General features: G+C 63.2%; 17 protein-coding genes. 11 read left to right on the top strand and 6 right to left on the bottom strand.

Going from position 1 to position 15,795, the window contains the following annotated elements:
* Positions 1-35: 35 nt before the first annotated feature.
* Positions 36-959: a LysR family transcriptional regulator gene (locus ACJRW5_RS12700; protein ID WP_484570859.1), complete on the bottom strand. Its 924-nt coding sequence runs from the start codon at positions 957-959 to the stop codon at positions 36-38.
* A gap of 249 nt (positions 960-1,208) precedes the next feature.
* On the opposite strand from ACJRW5_RS12700, the gene ACJRW5_RS12705 reads away from it, so the two are divergent.
* Both ACJRW5_RS12705 and ACJRW5_RS12710 read left to right on the top strand, forming a co-directional pair.
* Entirely contained in the window at positions 1,209-2,258 is a 1,050-nt protein-coding gene (locus ACJRW5_RS12705; RefSeq protein WP_484570860.1) for an SDR family oxidoreductase, read from the top strand.
* 47 nt (positions 2,259-2,305) lie between these two features.
* The gene (locus tag ACJRW5_RS12710; RefSeq protein WP_484570861.1) at positions 2,306-3,613 is read left to right on the top strand and encodes an NTP/NDP exchange transporter; all 1,308 of its coding nucleotides are present in this window, start codon (positions 2,306-2,308) and stop codon (positions 3,611-3,613) included.
* Positions 3,614-3,651: 38 nt separating this feature from the next.
* Here ACJRW5_RS12710 and ACJRW5_RS12715 read toward each other — a convergent pair whose 3' ends face one another.
* Positions 3,652-4,353 (bottom strand): glutathione S-transferase N-terminal domain-containing protein, encoded by a 702-nt coding sequence (locus ACJRW5_RS12715; protein ID WP_484570862.1) that lies wholly within the window; start codon positions 4,351-4,353, stop codon positions 3,652-3,654.
* A 176-nt stretch (positions 4,354-4,529) separates the two neighbouring features.
* Here ACJRW5_RS12715 and ACJRW5_RS12720 point away from each other — a divergent pair, with 176 nt between their 5' ends.
* Positions 4,530-4,967, top strand: a complete 438-nt coding sequence (locus ACJRW5_RS12720) for an HIT family protein (protein ID WP_484570863.1) — start codon at positions 4,530-4,532, stop codon at positions 4,965-4,967.
* A gap of 217 nt (positions 4,968-5,184) precedes the next feature.
* Here the strand turns inward: ACJRW5_RS12720 and ACJRW5_RS12725 are convergent, their stop codons facing one another.
* Positions 5,185-5,451 carry a DUF2790 domain-containing protein gene (locus ACJRW5_RS12725; protein ID WP_484570864.1) on the bottom strand — a complete coding sequence of 89 codons (267 nt, stop codon included), beginning with the start codon at positions 5,449-5,451 and terminating at the stop codon, positions 5,185-5,187.
* 184 nt (positions 5,452-5,635) lie between these two features.
* On the opposite strand from ACJRW5_RS12725, the gene ACJRW5_RS12730 reads away from it, so the two are divergent.
* The gene (locus tag ACJRW5_RS12730) at positions 5,636-6,061 is read left to right on the top strand and encodes a 3-isopropylmalate dehydratase (RefSeq protein ID WP_484570865.1); all 426 of its coding nucleotides are present in this window, start codon (positions 5,636-5,638) and stop codon (positions 6,059-6,061) included.
* 26 nt (positions 6,062-6,087) lie between these two features.
* Here ACJRW5_RS12730 and ACJRW5_RS12735 read toward each other — a convergent pair whose 3' ends face one another.
* A complete protein-coding gene (locus tag ACJRW5_RS12735; RefSeq protein ID WP_484570866.1) occupies positions 6,088-6,990 on the bottom strand; it encodes a LysR family transcriptional regulator in 903 nt (300 codons plus the stop codon).
* Between the two features lie 119 nt (positions 6,991-7,109).
* Between ACJRW5_RS12735 and ACJRW5_RS12740 the strand changes: the two genes are divergently transcribed.
* The 4 genes from ACJRW5_RS12740 (at position 7,110) to ACJRW5_RS12755 (ending at position 10,912) form a co-directional block, all read left to right on the top strand.
* Entirely contained in the window at positions 7,110-7,868 is a 759-nt protein-coding gene (locus ACJRW5_RS12740) for an SDR family NAD(P)-dependent oxidoreductase (protein ID WP_484570867.1), read from the top strand.
* 81 nt (positions 7,869-7,949) lie between these two features.
* Positions 7,950-9,233: an FAD-dependent oxidoreductase gene (locus ACJRW5_RS12745; RefSeq protein ID WP_484570868.1), complete on the top strand. Its 1,284-nt coding sequence runs from the start codon at positions 7,950-7,952 to the stop codon at positions 9,231-9,233.
* 60 nt (positions 9,234-9,293) lie between these two features.
* Positions 9,294-9,872 (top strand): nicotinamide riboside transporter PnuC, encoded by a 579-nt coding sequence (pnuC, locus tag ACJRW5_RS12750; RefSeq protein ID WP_484570869.1) that lies wholly within the window; start codon positions 9,294-9,296, stop codon positions 9,870-9,872.
* Positions 9,869-10,912, top strand: a complete 1,044-nt coding sequence (locus tag ACJRW5_RS12755; RefSeq protein ID WP_484570870.1) for an AAA family ATPase — start codon at positions 9,869-9,871, stop codon at positions 10,910-10,912. Before pnuC ends, ACJRW5_RS12755 begins: the two co-directional genes overlap by 4 nt.
* Here ACJRW5_RS12755 and ACJRW5_RS12760 read toward each other — a convergent pair.
* Both ACJRW5_RS12760 and ACJRW5_RS12765 read right to left on the bottom strand, forming a co-directional pair.
* Positions 10,909-11,637: a substrate-binding periplasmic protein gene (locus ACJRW5_RS12760; protein ID WP_484570871.1), complete on the bottom strand. Its 729-nt coding sequence runs from the start codon at positions 11,635-11,637 to the stop codon at positions 10,909-10,911. The two genes, ACJRW5_RS12755 and ACJRW5_RS12760, sit on opposite strands and share 4 nt — an antisense overlap.
* Positions 11,638-11,698: 61 nt before the next feature.
* Positions 11,699-13,309 (bottom strand): FMN-binding glutamate synthase family protein, encoded by a 1,611-nt coding sequence (locus ACJRW5_RS12765; RefSeq protein ID WP_484570872.1) that lies wholly within the window; start codon positions 13,307-13,309, stop codon positions 11,699-11,701.
* A gap of 241 nt (positions 13,310-13,550) precedes the next feature.
* Here ACJRW5_RS12765 and ACJRW5_RS12770 point away from each other — a divergent pair, with 241 nt between their 5' ends.
* From ACJRW5_RS12770 to ACJRW5_RS12780, 3 genes are all read left to right on the top strand, one after another.
* On the top strand, positions 13,551-14,672 hold the full coding sequence (locus ACJRW5_RS12770; protein WP_484570887.1) for a beta-ketoacyl-ACP synthase III: 1,122 nt from the start codon (positions 13,551-13,553) through the stop codon (positions 14,670-14,672).
* Between the two features lie 215 nt (positions 14,673-14,887).
* The gene (locus tag ACJRW5_RS12775) at positions 14,888-15,490 is read left to right on the top strand and encodes an RNA polymerase sigma factor (RefSeq protein WP_484570873.1); all 603 of its coding nucleotides are present in this window, start codon (positions 14,888-14,890) and stop codon (positions 15,488-15,490) included.
* Positions 15,484-15,717: an anti-sigma factor family protein gene (locus ACJRW5_RS12780; RefSeq protein ID WP_484570874.1), complete on the top strand. Its 234-nt coding sequence runs from the start codon at positions 15,484-15,486 to the stop codon at positions 15,715-15,717. Before ACJRW5_RS12775 ends, ACJRW5_RS12780 begins: the two co-directional genes overlap by 7 nt.
* Positions 15,718-15,795: the final 78 nt, after the last annotated feature.

The following is a 15,795-nucleotide window of genomic DNA, read 5'->3' on the forward strand; positions in this document are numbered from 1 at the left end:
TCTCCCAGCGCCTCGCTTGGGTATTCGTGATCGCTCTATTTCGGGCTTTGAGGCGAATAGTCTGAATTATTCAGGGCTTTCACGTAGTCGACGAAGGCGCGTAGCGGGGCGGGAACGTGACGACGGCTGTGGTAATACAGATAGGGCCCTTCGAAGTGCTGCCACCAGTCTTGCAGAACGGGCAGCAGCTGGCCGCTGGCCAGGTGCGCCGCAATGTATTCCTCGAAGGTGTAGAGAATGCCGTGACCTGCGCAGGCCGCAGCGATCAGCAGGTCTTGCGACGAACTGACCAGCCGGCCCTCGGGCGCGATACGCAGGGTGCGTCCATCCTGCTCGAACTCCCAAACGCCGAGCTTGCCGCTGGCGAAGCGATAGCCGAGCAGGCGATGGTCATTCAGTTCGGCGGGATGCTGAGGGATGCCGTGACGCTGCAGGTAGTCGGGCGCTGCGACTGCCATGAAGCGTTGCCGTCGCGGCCCGATGGGGATGGCGATCATGTCCTTGGCCAGGCTTTCCTCATAGCGGATGCCGGCGTCGTAGCCAGCCCCGATGACGTCGACGAAGGTGTTGTCCATGTTCACCTCCAGGGCGATGCCGGGGTAGCGAGCGAGAAAGTCGTCGAGCAGTGGCGGGAGGATGTGCCGCGCAATCACGCCGGGAACATGCAGACGCAGCGAGCCGACCGGGTTCTGCGGATCTTCCTGCAGGTCGTTGAGTGCCGCGTTGATGTCGTCCAGCGCCGGGGCCAGGCGCTGCAGCAGGCGGGCACCGATTTCGGTGGGGGTCAGGCCGCGTGTGGTGCGGTTGAGCAGGCGCACACCCAATTCCTTTTCCAGGCGCCGGATGCTGTCGCTCAGGGACGACGGTGACATGCCGCGACGTTGAGCCGCCGTGCGGAAGCCGCCAGCTTCGACCACGGCGGCGAACAGGGCGATATCGGACAGATTCGGTTGGCGCATGGGCGTCAGCTGGTTGGTGAGCAAGCATCCGATGATGCGGTGCAACGGCCGCTTTGCCAATCCTTAGGGGCGCATGCGGTAACGAATTGGCCAGGGTTCTGGGCTGTGCAACAACGAGTAACTGTCCGCCACACCGTACGGCTTGTTCGGCTTTGCCCGGCTTATCGAACGGCTCATCTGCCTGCAACCTGTGTTCTGTGCTGGCGCCCTGTACGGCGCAGATCATCAACGAACACGAGGACAAGAGCGATGAACAAACTGAATCCCCTGATGGCAGGCCATACGCGCCGCGACACCCTGAAGCTGTTCGGCGTGCTGGGCGGAAGCCTGGCGCTGCAAGGCGTGCTGGGCGCCGTGCCGGCAAGTGCCTCGGCCGATATCGCGCCCCACTGGCAGGCGACAGACATGCCGTCGCTGACCGGCAAGCGCTTGCTGGTCACTGGCGGCAGTAGCGGCATGGGCTTCGAGGATGCCCTGGCACTGAGTCGCGCTGGCGCACAGGTGATCATCGCCGCGCGCAATGCGCAGCGTGGTGCCGAGAGCATCGAGCGTATTCGGGCGCAGGTGCCGGATGCCCGTGTGCGCTTCGAACAGCTTGATCTGGCTGACCTCGCTTCGGTACGCAGCCTGGCTCAGCGCCTGAATGCCGAGGGCGAGGCGCTGGATGTGCTGATCAACAATGCGGCGATCATGGCGCCGCCCCAGCGTGGCGTATCGCGTGATGGCTTCGAGATGCAGCTGGCGACCAATTATCTCGGCCATTTCGCCTTGACCGGTTTGCTCCTGCCGTCGCTGCGCAAGTCCGCTGACCCACGTGTGGTGACGTTGGCGAGCATCGCGGTGAATCGCGGCAAAATCGATTTTGACGACCTGCAGTCAGAGAACAACTACAACCCCTACGCCGCCTATGCGCAGTCCAAGCTCGCCTGCCTGATGACCGCGTTCGAGCTGCAGCGGCGCAGTCAGGCCAATGGTTGGGGCATTCGCAGCATCGCCGCTCACCCTGGGGTAGCCGTGACCGAACTGGTCGAGCGCGGGCCTGGTCTGGACAGCGAGTTCGCGCGCGAGTGGGCGAAGGATCGAGAGGTCTATCACTCGGCGGCTCAGGGGGCGCTGTCTTCACTGTTCGCGGCGACGGCGGCCGAAGCCGAGGGTGGCCGTTATTACGGACCGACCGGTGAGGAAGAGAAACGTGGGCCTCTGGGTTTGGCCAAGGTGCCGCAAGCGGCCATGGACAGCGAGGCTGCCGCCCGGTTGTGGGCGCTGGCTGAACGTCTCACGGGCGTCGAATACGCCTGAGCCATTTCGGCGCGTCAGCACTGGCGCGCCCATTCGAGGAACGTCCCATGACATCTGCAACGCTGGCGCAGCGTGTGGCCGTGGCCATCAACGCGCAGCGCGACGAGCTGTGGCCGGCGCTGGCCGGTTTTTCTCTGTTTTTCTGCCTGTTCTCGGGCTACTTCATGCTGCGGCCGATCCGTGAGGCGATGGGTATCGTCTCCGGGGTGGAGAACCTGCAGTGGCTATTCACCGCCACCTTCGTGGTCATGCTGATCGCGGTGCCGTTGTTCGCCTGGCTGAGCTCGCGGGTGCCGCGCATTCATTTCATCGATTGGGTGTACGGCTTCTTTACCCTGAACCTGGCTCTGTTCGCGTTGCTGTTCTTCAGCGCAGACGAGAGCGTGTGGCTGGCGCGCAGCTTCTATGTGTGGATTTCGGTCTACAACCTGTTCGTCGTTTCGGTGGCCTGGAGCCTGATGGCGGATGTGTTCGACAGTGAGCAGGCCAAGCGCCTGTTCGCTTTCATCGCCGCAGGCGCCAGTGTCGGCGGCCTGGTCGGGCCGGCGCTGAGCGCGTCGCTGGTGGGTGTGCTTGGTCAGAGCGGTTTGATCCTGCTGGCTGCCGTGCTGCTGGCCGTGGCGCTGTCGCTCAAGCAGGTGCTGATGCGCTGGCGCGAGGAGGGCGGCGCTGGGCGTGTCGGGGCGGTGCAGGCGGAAAGTCCACGGCGCCCGGTACCGGGCAATCCGTTCAGTGGCTTGATGCGAGTGCTGGCTTCGCCTTACCTGCTGGGAATTGCCGGGTTCGTGATCCTGTTGGCCACGGCCAGCACCTTTCTCTACTTCGAGCAGGCGCGTCTGGTCGCCGAGCTGTTTCCACAGCGTGCCGATCAGGTGCGGGTCTTCGGGGTAGTCGATTTCATCGTGCAGGCCGGAGCGCTGATTGCCCAGCTGTTCATCACCGGGCGCATCGCTCGACGCATGGGCGTGCGGGTGTTGCTGGCCTGCGTGCCGCTGTTGGTCTGCGTGGGTTTTATCGGCCTGGCGCTGATGCCGACCTTCGCCATGCTGGCGGCGCTGATGATCGTGCGGCGCATCGGTGAATACGCCTTCGTGCGGCCGGGGCGGGAGATGCTCTTCGCCCCGCTGGATGCTGAAAGCAAGTACAAGGCGAAGAACTTCATCGATACCGTGGTCTACCGTGCCGGCGATGCCATGAGCGGATGGCTCAAAAGCCTGCTGGACATGCTGGCACAGGGCGCCTGGCTGGTCGCGCTGGTCGGTGCGGCCAGCGCCGCGCTATGGGGTTTGCTCGGTTGGTACCTGGGCGGGCAGGCCGACCAGAAGGTCGCCGCACAGCGGGTCGCGGCCACTTAGATGGGCTGCGGGAGCCGGATGACCGGCTCCCGTGGCGGTCATCCGCGTTCCGGGATGGCCAGGCCGCGCTGCACGGCTGGCCGCTCGAGGAAGGCGTCGAGTACGCGGCGCACGTTGCTGAAACGTTCGAACTGCACCAGATCGCCAGCTTTGTAGAAGTCCACCAGGCAACGCACCCAGGGCAGTACCGCGATGTCAGCGATGCTGTATTCGCCGGCTATCCAGTCGCGCCCTTGCAGGTGCTGGTCGAGGACGCCGAGCAGGCGCGCGGATTCCGCGACGTAGCGGTCACGCGGGCGTTTGTCCTCGTACTCGGCACCGGCGAACTTATGGAAGAAACCGAGCTGGCCGAACATCGGACCCAGGCCGCCCATCTGCCACATCAGCCACTGAATGGCCTGATAGCGGGCGGCGGCGTCCTTGGGCAGCAGCTTGCCGGTCTTCTCCGCGAGGTAAAGCAGAATCGCCCCGGACTCGAACAGCGGCAGCGGATGACCATTCGGCCCATCGGGGTCGAGGATCGCGGGAATCTTGTTGTTAGGCGCCAGGGAGAGAAACTCGGGGCTGAACTGGTCATTGCTGTCAAAGCTGACCAGATGCGGCTCGTAGGGCAGGCCGATTTCTTCCAGCATGATCGAGACCTTGACGCCATTGGGCGTTGGCAGCGAGTAGAGCTGCAGGCGCTCGGGGTGCTGGGCGGGCCATTTGCGGGTGATGTGGAAGGGGCTGAGGTCGGTCATGTGGTTTCCATATCCAGTGGGCCTTGAGAACGGCGATCAAAACACGAGAGGCGGCAGCGGCGGAAATCGATAAGCCTGCTAATACTCATCGACTCGAGCGATCCTGCCCGGTTCCCTGCGTGCGAACGAGGCGGTATGGTGCGAGCTTTCCTCCACCCGGCACGGAGCCCATCGGCATGAGCCTGCACGGTACTTACGATTCCCAGAACATCTTCGCCCAGATCATTCGCGGCGACTTGCCCTGCTACAAGCTGTACGAGGACGACGATGTACTGGCCTTCCTCGATCTATTCCCGCAGTCCCAGGGCCACAGCCTGGTGATCCCCAAGCGTGCGGCGGCGCGCAACATTCTGGAGATCGACGCAGACAACCTGGCCAAGGTCATGGTCGTGGTGCAGAAGGTGGCTCAGGCACTGGTCGACGAACTGCAGCCGGCCGGTGTGCAGGTGGCGCAGTTCAACGGGGCGCCAGCCGGGCAGACGGTATTCCATATCCATATGCACGTGATCCCGCGCTTCGAAGGTGCAGGGCTGGGCATTCATGCGGCCACCAAGGCGGATGCTGCCGAGCTCGAGGCGTTGCAGGCGCGCCTGGTAAAACGTCTGCAAGGCTGAAAAGCATCTTGATCAGCAACGATGTTTAGCCAAGCGGGTCGCCCGGATGAAATCCGGGAAAGATCGGGCGGCATAGCAAAGCACCCCGGATTGCATCCGGGCTACAGGGCTGCTCCAGTGACGCTCGATTCGTCAGACTGAGGCTTGTTACTAACCAGGAAAAGTATTGCCCCGGACGAGTCGCTCGGCCGGGGCATTTTTCTGTACTGCGTAGTTCTTAACCGTTGCGGTCAGTCTGACCACCCCACTCCATGAAACGCACGGCGTGCACGTCGCCTTGGCTGTCACGGTAGACCATCACGCTGGGCACGACGCCAGTCTTGCGGCTGTTGTCGGTACGTTCCAGCACCTGGGCGATGTCCAGTTGCATGCCGTATTGGTACTGTTGCACGTCAACTTTGGTGACGTCGGGCGCTTTTTCGTTGGCGAAAGCCAGAGGTGCGAAAGCGGCAATAAGAGTGGCGGTGATAGCTGCGATTTTCATGACGATAGTCTCCGATCAGTTGCGCCGAAGGGGTTGGCGCTGGGGTCGAGAGAAATGAAAACACTGCGCCAGTCATTGCAGAAATCGATGCTTGTGCTACCAAACATCGTTGCCATCGATACCTTGCCCGCGGGCGTCTCAAGCCCAATACTCAGGCCGCACTCATTTGCCCATGGAGGGCTTCATGCGTTCGATCCTCATCGCTCTACCGCTGTTGTTTCTGGCCGGCTGTTCATCGTTTCGGGGTGACCCCGAGCATGTCAAATCTGTGCCGGAAGACCGTCTGCTGGCCTTTCAGGAGACACAGGCAAACGGCGCGCAGATCGTGGTCAATCGCGATTTCGGAGTCATGGGGGGGGGCTGCTACGTGGCCATCGAAGTGGATCGCAAGGTTGCCGCGCGCATTGGCGTCGGCGAGGTCGCCTCTTTTCAGGTACCGGCGGGCACCCGCGTGGTAGGCATCACGCCGGACCGCATGGACGACACCCTCTGCGGCATGGGCCGCTTGCTGCGCGAAGTGGCAGTGCCGATCGAGGCCGGGGAAACCAAACACCTGCGTATCGTCAGCCAGAACAAAGGCGGCTTCGATATCCGTGCCGATACGCCCTGAAGCTGGCAGTTGCTGATCCGCCTCGCTCAGGTCTTGAACTCTTCGCTCAGCAATTGCTCCAGCCAGTTCATGAACGCCCGCACCCGCCGCGGCAGATGCCGTCCGTGCGGGTGTAGCAGGTTGATCGGCATCGGCGCAGCAACCCAGTCGTCAAGCAGGCGCAGCAGGCGGCCGTCCTCCAGGTGCGTGCGCATGCCGATCAGCGGCGCCTGGATGATTCCCAGACCACCAAGGCAGGCACCTTCGTAGGCATCGATATTGTTCACCGTGACCCGGCCGGCAATGGCCAACCGATGCAGCTTGCCGTCGCGCAGGAACTCGAAGCCATCCGGACGGGCACCGAAGCTCGTCACGTAGTGAATCATGCAGTGGCCGGTGAGATCGTCGAGGCTCTCAGGCGTACCATGCGTGGCCAGATAGGCCGGGCTGGCACAGTTGACCATCGACAAGTGGCCCAGCGGCCGCGCCACCAGGCTGTCGTCATCGATGGCGCCGATGCGCAATACGCAGTCGAACCCTTCCCGTAGTGGATCGACGCGTCGATCGCTGCAACCCAGCTCGATTTCCAGCGCCGGATGTCGGGCAAGAAATTCATCGAGACGCGGCGCGACCAGGCGCCTGGCGATTTCCGTGGGCATGTCCACGCGTACCCGTCCACTCAGGGCGTAAGCATCCTGGCGGAACAGATTTTCCAGCTCGTCCATCTGGGCCAGCAGTTCACGGGCGCGTTCGTACAGCATCTGGCCATCCTGGGTCGGGCGTACCCGCCGCGTGGTGCGATGCAGCAGGCGGGCATCCACCAACTGTTCCAGGTCACGCACCTGCTCCGATACCGTCGAGCGCGGCAGCCCCAGACTGTCGGCGGCCTGAGTGAAACTGCTCAGTTCGGTGACGCGCTGAAAGGTTCGCAGCAGCTCCAGCTTGTTCATGGTGATGGCCCTTATTGTTCGCTCATGCCGATCAGTATTTCCGGTTTTTCTGGATTTATCAGCATATGGGCGAGCAATAACCTGTGCCTGTACTCACGTTCTCTCACAGGAGATTCATCATGACTCGCAAGATCGCACTCATCACCGGCGCCAGCCGTGGTCTTGGCCGCAGTGCAGCCAAGCATCTGGCGGCGCAGGGCGTGGATATCATCGGCACCTACCGCAGCCAGGCCGATGAAGCGCAGCAACTGACCCGTGATATCGAAGCCCTTGGCGGGCGAGCATTGATGCTGCAGTTGGATGTCGGTGACAGCAGCGCGTTCGCCGACTTCGCCGAACGCGTGGCGCAGGGGCTGCGCGAAACCTTCGGTGTCGAGCGTTTCGACTTTCTGGTCAATAACGCTGGTATCGGTATCCATGCCGCATACAGCGACACCCGCGAGGCGCAATTCGACGAGTTGTTTAAGGTCCAGCTCAAGGGGCCGTTTTTTCTGACTCAGCGGCTGTTGCCATTGATGGCCGATGGCGGCCGGATTCTCAATGTTTCCACGGGGCTGGCCCGTTTCAGCCTGCCCGGTTACGCCGCCTATGCGGCGATGAAGGGCGGTATCGAAGTGTGGACGCGTTACCTGGCCAAGGAACTGGGACCGCGGGGCATCAGTGCCAACGTGCTGGCTCCCGGGGCCATCGAGACCGACTTCGGTCACGGCGTGGTGCGCGACAATCCCGAGGTCAATGCTTTCGTCGCCGGCAATACGGCACTGGGCCGCGTCGGACTGCCCGATGATATCGGCGCCGCTGTCGCCACTCTGCTTGGCGATGGTGGCCGCTGGATCAACGGCCAGCGCATCGAGGCATCGGGCGGCATGTTCCTCTGAACCACGCCGCTTGCGTGGCAGTTCCCGCCAGTTGGCGTTCGGGGCGGTTAGAATCTCCCGGCCAGAACAGGGAGAACAGCCTTGAAGGGACTACCGATCGCAATCGTGGGGGCCGGCACGGCCGGCCTCGCCACGGCCATTTTTCTCGCCCGCCAGGGCTTCGCCGTGCGTCTGCTGGAGCGGGTCGACCGCCTGCAGCCGGTGGGCGCCGGCATTCTGTTGCAGCCTTCCGGTTTGGCGGTGTTGCAGCGGTTGGGGCTGCTGGCCGAGTGCACCGCGCTGGGCGCGCCCGTTAGCCGGCTGTACGGCACCAGTTGCAAGGGCCGGGTGATACTCGATACCCGTTATCACGACTGGCAGCCAGGCAGCTTTGGCCTCGGCATTCACCGTGGCGCCTTGATGACGGCTCTGCTCAATGCAGCGCAGCGCGCGGGTGTGCGGGTGGAAACCGGTGTGGCCGTCAGTCGCTTCGAGCAAACCGCTGGCCATGTTCGACTGCTGCAACAGGATGCGCAGGGCAACGAACAGCCGTTGGGCGATTTCGCCGCGCTGATTCTGGCCGACGGCACACGTTCTAACCTGCGTGCGCAGATGCAGGTGCGCCAATGGGCGCGGCCTTATCCCTGGGGCGCGCTGTGGAGCATGCTGCCGACGGCCGCGTCCGGTGAATCCAGCGAGTTGCGCCAGTGGTATCGCGGTTGCCGGGAAATGTTCGGGCTGATGCCGACAGGCACGACCCAGCAGGCACGTGAGAACACCTTGACCAGCCTGTTCTGGAGTCTGCCGCTGAGCGAGCACCAGGCCTGGCTGCAGCTTGGTCTGGATGCCTGGAAGCACCGTGTACGCGATCTGGCGGGTGAGGCCGCGGAGCCCTATCTGCAGCAGATCGCCGATCCCGCCCAGTTGACCCTGGCCGCCTACGCGGACGTGCGCATGCAGCGCTGGCACGATGGCCGCGTGCTGGCCATCGGCGATTGTGCGCATGCCATGAGCCCGCAACTGGGGCAGGGCGCCAACATGGCGCTGGTTGACGCCGCCGCCCTGGCCGATGCGCTGAGCAACCTGGCGGACGCGGCTCAGGAGACGCTCGACTGGAACGCGCTGTTCGCCTCCTACGGCGATGCCCGCCGTGATCACCTGCGCTATTACCGCCAGGCCAGCCGCTTGCTGACGCCGTTGTTCCAGTCCCACAGCGGCACCTTGGCCGTGCTGCGTGATATTGCCCTGATGCTGGCGCGGCATAATCGCTTCGGTCGCCAGCATGCGGTCAGCACGCTGGTGGGCGCACGCAGCGGCTGGCTGTGGGCGGCGGCGCAGCAGCGCGAGTTGCATGTCTGGAAGGGCGAGCGTCAGGCTTGGGAGTGAGGCTGGTAGGGGCCGCGTGCTAGTCTGCGCGGCTGATTCGCTGCTGCTAAGGATGCCTGCATGCCGTCGTCGCTGGAGATCTTCGCCAACCTCTTCTACCTGCTCTCGGTCGTGCTGGCTGCCCGTAATTCGGTGCACACCTGGGCCGTCGGGTTGGTCGGTTGCGTACTGTTCGGCTGGCTGTTCTTCAGCGTTCAGCTGTACGCGGATGTCACCCTGCAACTGTTCTTCATTGGCACCAGCCTGCTGGGCTGGTGGAGCTGGCTGTATGGCCGCAAGGGCGCTGCGCTGCCGATCAGCCGTGCTTCCAGGGTTGGGCTGTGCCAGGCACTGGCGCTCGCGGTGCTCGTCGCCATTGCCTACGGCGCGCTGTTGCATCATTTCACCGATGCCTACGCACCGTTCATCGATTCGCTGGTGCTGACCTTCAGCGTGCTGGCGCAGTTGCTGCTCATGCGCCGCAAGCTGGAAACCTGGTACGGCTGGCTATTGGTGAACACCCTGGCGGTGCCGCTGTTCGTCTCGCGTGAGCTGTACCTGACGGCGTTCATCTACGTGCTGTTCTGGTTCAACGCCTGGTACGGCCTGTACGCCTGGCGTCGCGAACTGACAGGCGCAACCCAGGCAGCCGGGGCATGAGTAAAAGTTTCGCCCGTGGCCTGGTGGTGGGCAAGTTCGCGCCGCTGCACCTGGGGCATGAGTGGTTGATCCGCCAGGCGCAGATGCAGTGCGAGCAACTGGTGCTGCTCAGCTGGGCCAACCCGGAGCTACCTGGCTGCGCACCTGAGCGACGGGCGAACTGGTTGCAGGCGCGTTTTCCCGACCTGCGCAGCTGGGTGGTGACGCCCGGGTGGGTCGACGAGCAGCGTGGCCGAGCTCTGGCGTTGCCGGATCTTCCCCACGAATCGGCGCCCGATGCCGCACAGCGCCAGTTCGTCGCCGACTTCTGCCTGGCCGTGCTCGGCCATCCGGTCGATGCGGTGTTCACCAGCGAAGCCTATGGCGATGGTTTCGCCGCACATCTGGCCGCGTGCGTCGGGCAACCGGTGCGCCATGTCGAGATCGACCGTGCACGCGTCACGGTGCCGGTGTCCGGTACGCAGCTGCGCGCCGATGTCCACGGCCTGCGCCAGTACCTGGCGCCGCAGGTTTACGCGGACTTCGTCGAGCGCATCGCCCTGCTCGGTGGCGAGTCCACCGGCAAGAGCAGTCTCAGCCGGGCCCTGGCCGAGGCGCTGGGCACGCGGTATGCCGCCGAATATGGGCGTGAATTGTGGGAAGAGCAGGGCGGCGTGCTGGACTACGGTGACCTGTTGCGCATCGGCCGCACCCAGGTCGCGCGGGAAGACGAACTGGCCGGAAACTGCCAGCGCTACCTGGTCTGCGATAGCACGCCGTTGACCACTCTGTTCTATTGCCGCGAGTTGTTCGGTCATGCCGAAGCTGAGTTGGAGCAACTCGCCCAGCGCCACTATCACCATGTGTTTCTGTGCGCCGATGACTTTCCCTTCGTGCAGGACGGTACGCGTCAGGACGAGACCTTTCGCCGTCGGCAGAACCAGTGGTACGAGCAGCAATTACAGCAGCGTGGCTGGGCATTCACGCGCTTGAGTGGCTCATTGGTGGAGCGTGTCGATCAGGTGTTGCAAGCGCTGGCAGCAGCCTCGACCAGCATCTAGCGATAGCGGGCCAGGATGGCGTCGAATTCACCATCCTGCTTCATCTGCACCAGTGCGCGCAGCAACGCCTGAGTCGGTACGTCCGGTTCATCGCGAACGATGCAGGAAACCAGGTAGGTGCTGATTTCGTTGACTGCATACAGGTGCTTGTCTGGCGCCCGCTTGCGGTTGAACCATGCCAGTGTCAACTGATTGGTGACGGCATAGTCATAACGACCAGCCTCGAGCTTTTCCAACGCCTGCTCCTGCGTGCGTGCGTCTTCACGCTGGATGCTGGCGTCATTGAACAGCGTTTCCAGGCGCGGATAGCTGAAGCCCAGTACCGTGCCCAGACGTTGGCCACGCAGCCGCTCCAGGCTGAAGTCCGCTTCCTGTTTGCGGCTCACGATCACGTCATGATGCGTCATGAACGGCAGACTCCAGATGTATTGGTGATGGGATTCCTGCAGCCAGGCCGGGTTGACGTAGCAGCGCACATCGATCTCTCCGCGAATCAGGGTACGCTGCACGCGCAATCGCGGCATGACCAGTTGCTCGGCACGTCGGCCAATCTTCTCCGCCAGACGGACTTGCAGGTCATAAAGAATGCCGCTCGTGGCATGGCCATCGACGATCTGCATCATGGGCATGGCCCAGCTTTCGGTCACGGCGAAACGCAGTGGGCGTTGCTCCTGCGCGAAGGTGGTGAAGCTGAACACGAGCAGCAGGGCAAGCAGGCGGTTCATGGTCGTCACCTGCCCCGCACTGTGGAATTGGCTTGAGCCATCTGCCTGGTCATTCGGTCGTTCAGGCCAGCGCTGGCTCGAAGCTGTCCGCACGCGCCATGTTCCACATGCGTTCGTAGAACTCGCCGCTGACTTTGCCGCTGACCAATTCGCCCGGCGCAAGAAAGACGTGCTGCTGAGCGAACAGCTTGATCTCGGTGGCGGACATGCGCTGCACCAGGTGTTTGGCGTCGATTTGCGACGGATGATCGAGGCCGGCGGCGGCGAGCATCTCGGCCAGCGCCTTGAGCGTGTTGCGGTGGAAGTTATAGACCCGCTGGGCCTTGTCCTCGACCACCAGGGCACGCTGGCGCAGCGGGTCCTGCGTGGCGACGCCGGTCGGGCACTTGTTGGTGTGGCAGGACTGCGACTGGATGCAGCCGATGGCGAACATGAAGCCGCGCGCCGAGTTGGCCCAGTCGGCACCGATGGCCAGCACGCGGGCAATGTCGAAGGCACTGACGATCTTGCCGCTGGCGCCGAGCTTGATCTTGTCGCGCAGGTTGCTGCCGACCAGCGTGTTGTGCACGAACAGCAGGCCCTCGCGCAGCGGCACGCCGAGGTGATCGGTGAACTCCAGCGGCGCCGCACCGGTGCCGCCTTCCTTGCCGTCGACGACGATGAAGTCCGGCAGGATGCCGGTCTCCAGCATGGCCTTGACGATGCCCATGAATTCCCAGGGGTGGCCCAGGCAGAACTTGAAACCCACCGGCTTGCCGCCAGAAAGCTCGCGCAGTTGGGCAATGAATTGCAGCAGCTCGGTAGGCGTGGAGAAGGCACTGTGGCGCGATGGCGAGACGCAGTCCTCGCCCATCGGGATACCGCGGGTGTTGGCGATTTCCTCGGTGATCTTGTGCTTGGGCAGGATGCCGCCATGGCCTGGTTTGGCACCCTGGCTGAGCTTGATTTCGATCATCTTCACCTGCGGGTCACTGGCCTGCGCGGCGAAGCGCTCGGGGTCGAAGCGGCCGTCTGACGCGCGGCAGCCGAAGTAGCCGCTGCCCAGTTCCCAGACCAGATCGCCGCCGTGCTCGCGATGGTAGGGGCTGATGCTGCCTTCGCCGGTGTCATGGTAGAACTCGCCAAGCTTCGCCCCTTCATTGAGCGCGCGGATGGCGTTGCCACTGAGCGAGCCAAAGCTCATCGCCGAGATGTTGAACAGGGAGGCCGAGTACGGCTGACGGCACTGCGGGCCGCCGATCTCCACGCGAAAGCTGCACGGGTCGGTCAGCGGCGCCGGGCGCATGGAGTGGCTGATGAACTCGAAGCCGTTCTGATACACATCGCTGAGGGTGCCGAAGGGTTTGTCCGAGCCTTCGTTCTTGGCGCGGGCATAGACCAGCGAGCGCTGAGCGCGGGAGAAAGGCAGCTGTTCGGCATCGCCTTCGAGCAGGTACTGACGGATTTCCGGGCGGATGCCTTCGACCAGATAGCGGATGTTGCCGAGGATCGGGTAATTGCGGCGTACGGCGTGACGCGTCTGCAGCAGGTCGCCGATGCCGATCAGGCTGAGCACGCCGCTCAGCAAGGTGAAGGGCCACAGCCATTCGTGAGCAAGGAAGGGCAGGCTACCCAGAGTGAGCAGCACGCAAAAGGCAAAGAATGCGTAGCGGCTGAGCAGGGAGAAATTCATGCAGGCTCCTCGGGGGGCGGAACAAAACTAGACTTTAGACCAAACAGCTATATACGGTCATGTTTTGTCCACTCAGACACTCTCAAGGGCTAAGGACGAATGGCTTATCCCTGTGGCACACTCAGTGGCCCGGCGCCAACCACCATCAAAGCTTGGCCCGTATTTCCCGATTTTCGGCCTGCGCAATTGCCGCAGGCTCACTGCCTGAGGCCGTCAGCTGCGGCCAAGAAGAGGAATGACCGTGCATAACGTCGTGATCAGTGGTACCGGCCTCTACACCCCGGCCAACAGCATTTCCAACGACGAGCTGGTGGCATCCTTCAATGCCTACGTGCAGCAGTTCAACACCGATAACGCCGAAGCCATCGCCCGTGGTGAAATCGAGGCGTTGAGCGAGTCCAGCAGCGGCTTCATCGAGAAGGCTTCCGGCATCAAGAGCCGCTTCGTCATCGACAAGGACGGCATCCTCGACCCGCAACGCATGGTGCCGCGTATTCCCGAGCGTTCCAACGAACAGTGGGGCATCCTCTGCGAAATGGCCGTAGGCGCGGCCAAACAGGCGCTGGAGCGCGCCGGCAAGACCGTCGCCGACATCGATGGGGTGATCGTCGCCTGCTCCAACCTGCAGCGCGCCTACCCGGCGGTGGCCATCGAAGTGCAGGCCGCGTTGGGCATTAACGGTTGGGGCTACGACATGAACGTGGCCTGCTCCTCGGCCACCTTCGGCATCCAGGCCGCGACCACCGCGATTCAGACCGGCCAGGCCCGCGCGATCCTCATGGTCAACCCGGAAATCTGCACCGGCCACCTGAACTTCCGCGACCGCGACAGCCACTTCATCTTCGGCGATGCGGCCACCGCGGTGATCATCGAGCGTGCTGATCAGGCGACGTCCAAGTACCAGTTCGATGTGCTCGGCACCAAGCTGCTGACCCAGTTCTCCAACAACATCCGCAACAACTTCGGCTTCCTCAACCGCGCCGCGGAAGAGGGCGTGGGCGCGCGTGACAAGCTGTTCGTGCAGGAAGGCCGCAAGGTGTTCAAGGACGTCTGCCCGATGGTCGCCGAGCTGATCGCTGCGCACCTGGCGGAAAACCAGCTCAACGTCAGTGACGTCAAGCGCTTCTGGCTGCACCAGGCCAACCTCAACATGAACCTGTTGATCGCCCGCAAGCTGCTCGGCCGCGACGCCGAGCCGCACGAGGCGCCGGTGATCCTCGACACCTACGCCAACACCAGTTCGGCCGGTTCGGTGATCGCCCTGCACAAGAATCAGGACGACCTGCCGGCGGGCAGTCTGGGTGTTCTAAGCTCCTTTGGTGCCGGTTATTCGATCGGCAGTGTAATTTTGCGCAAGCGTTGAACTCTCTGTAGGAATGCCTGACGCGCGTAGAACCTGTTTCACGATCTAGCGAGCTAGGCCACGCAAGGCGAAAACAGCCGAAAAAGCGCAATTTACGAGCTGTAAATGAGCATTTTGAGGTTGGTTTTAACGCAGCATGGCCGACGCGCAGCAGATCGTGAATAGGTTCGTGCAGGGTTTGCTCGTGCGCGCCAGGCCCTACCCATGGGAGTTCTATGTCCGATTCCGATCTCTTGGGCCGCCTGCTCGCCGGTGAGCAGAAGGCCTACCGCGAACTGGTCACGCGTTATCAGGGCGCAATGCGCGCGGTGGCCTATGCCATCGTCGGCAGCCGCCACGCCGATGAAGTGGTGCAGGATGCCTGGCTCGCCGTGGTGCGCAGCCTCGGCGGCTTCGAGGGGCGCGCCAGCCTCAAGACCTGGCTACTGACCATCACCGCCAACACCGCCAAGACCCGCCTCAAGCACAATCGCCGCGAAGTGCTGCTCGATGACCTGCCAGCGCCGCACGGCAGCATCGGTGAAGAACGTTTCGCCGATGATGGTCACTGGCTGCTGGCGCCGCATGCCTGGCATCAGGACAGCCCCGAAGCCCTGTTGACCGAAGGCGAACTGCGCGAGTGCCTGGAACACACCCTGGCCAGCCTGTCCGAGTTGCAGGCCAGCGTGCTGGTACTGCGTGAGCGCCAGGGCCTGGAGTTGGAGGCGATCTGTAATCTTCTCGACATCTCCCTCTCCAATGCCCGTGTGCTGCTGCACCGGGCACGCCTGAAAGTCTTCGCCACCCTGGAACATTTCGAGGAGACAGGCCAATGCTGACCTGCAAGGAACTGGTCGCTCACTCCAGCGATTATCTCGACGGCCAACTGACGTTACGCCAGCGCCTGGCCGTACGTGCGCACCTGGCCATGTGCGGTAACTGCCGGCGTTTTATCCGGCAGATGAAACTGACCCAGGCGGTGATCCGGCAGATGCCCGAGGGCGAATTGCCCGAACTCGATGCCCTGGCCGAGCGTCTGGCGCAGGATCGGCGCAAGCAGGGGTGAAAAGCGTGCTTGCTGGACGGCTTGGTGTCGTCCCTGGGTAATCCACTGCGTAGGGTGGATCGGGGCGCGTGCCGATGC

The organism is Pseudomonas pichavaramensis, from assembly GCF_050473265.1.
Taxonomy (GTDB): Bacteria; Pseudomonadota; Gammaproteobacteria; order Pseudomonadales; family Pseudomonadaceae; genus Aquipseudomonas.

What these genes read in the sequence shown, in the direction of transcription:
- ACJRW5_RS12700 (WP_484570859.1), bottom strand. Translation starts at nt 959, where the DNA reads ATGCGCCAACCGAATCTGTCCGATATCGCCCTGTTCGCCGCCGTGGTC.
- ACJRW5_RS12705 (WP_484570860.1), top strand. Translation starts at nt 1,209, where the DNA reads ATGAACAAACTGAATCCCCTGATGGCAGGCCATACGCGCCGCGACACC.
- ACJRW5_RS12710 (WP_484570861.1), top strand. Translation starts at nt 2,306, where the DNA reads ATGACATCTGCAACGCTGGCGCAGCGTGTGGCCGTGGCCATCAACGCG.
- ACJRW5_RS12715 (WP_484570862.1), bottom strand. Translation starts at nt 4,353, where the DNA reads ATGACCGACCTCAGCCCCTTCCACATCACCCGCAAATGGCCCGCCCAG.
- ACJRW5_RS12720 (WP_484570863.1), top strand. Translation starts at nt 4,530, where the DNA reads ATGAGCCTGCACGGTACTTACGATTCCCAGAACATCTTCGCCCAGATC.
- ACJRW5_RS12725 (WP_484570864.1), bottom strand. Translation starts at nt 5,451, where the DNA reads ATGAAAATCGCAGCTATCACCGCCACTCTTATTGCCGCTTTCGCACCT.
- ACJRW5_RS12730 (WP_484570865.1), top strand. Translation starts at nt 5,636, where the DNA reads ATGCGTTCGATCCTCATCGCTCTACCGCTGTTGTTTCTGGCCGGCTGT.
- ACJRW5_RS12735 (WP_484570866.1), bottom strand. Translation starts at nt 6,990, where the DNA reads ATGAACAAGCTGGAGCTGCTGCGAACCTTTCAGCGCGTCACCGAACTG.
- ACJRW5_RS12740 (WP_484570867.1), top strand. Translation starts at nt 7,110, where the DNA reads ATGACTCGCAAGATCGCACTCATCACCGGCGCCAGCCGTGGTCTTGGC.
- pnuC (WP_484570869.1), top strand. Translation starts at nt 9,294, where the DNA reads ATGCCGTCGTCGCTGGAGATCTTCGCCAACCTCTTCTACCTGCTCTCG.
- ACJRW5_RS12755 (WP_484570870.1), top strand. Translation starts at nt 9,869, where the DNA reads ATGAGTAAAAGTTTCGCCCGTGGCCTGGTGGTGGGCAAGTTCGCGCCG.
- ACJRW5_RS12760 (WP_484570871.1), bottom strand. Translation starts at nt 11,637, where the DNA reads ATGAACCGCCTGCTTGCCCTGCTGCTCGTGTTCAGCTTCACCACCTTC.
- ACJRW5_RS12765 (WP_484570872.1), bottom strand. Translation starts at nt 13,309, where the DNA reads ATGAATTTCTCCCTGCTCAGCCGCTACGCATTCTTTGCCTTTTGCGTG.
- ACJRW5_RS12775 (WP_484570873.1), top strand. Translation starts at nt 14,888, where the DNA reads ATGTCCGATTCCGATCTCTTGGGCCGCCTGCTCGCCGGTGAGCAGAAG.
- ACJRW5_RS12780 (WP_484570874.1), top strand. Translation starts at nt 15,484, where the DNA reads ATGCTGACCTGCAAGGAACTGGTCGCTCACTCCAGCGATTATCTCGAC.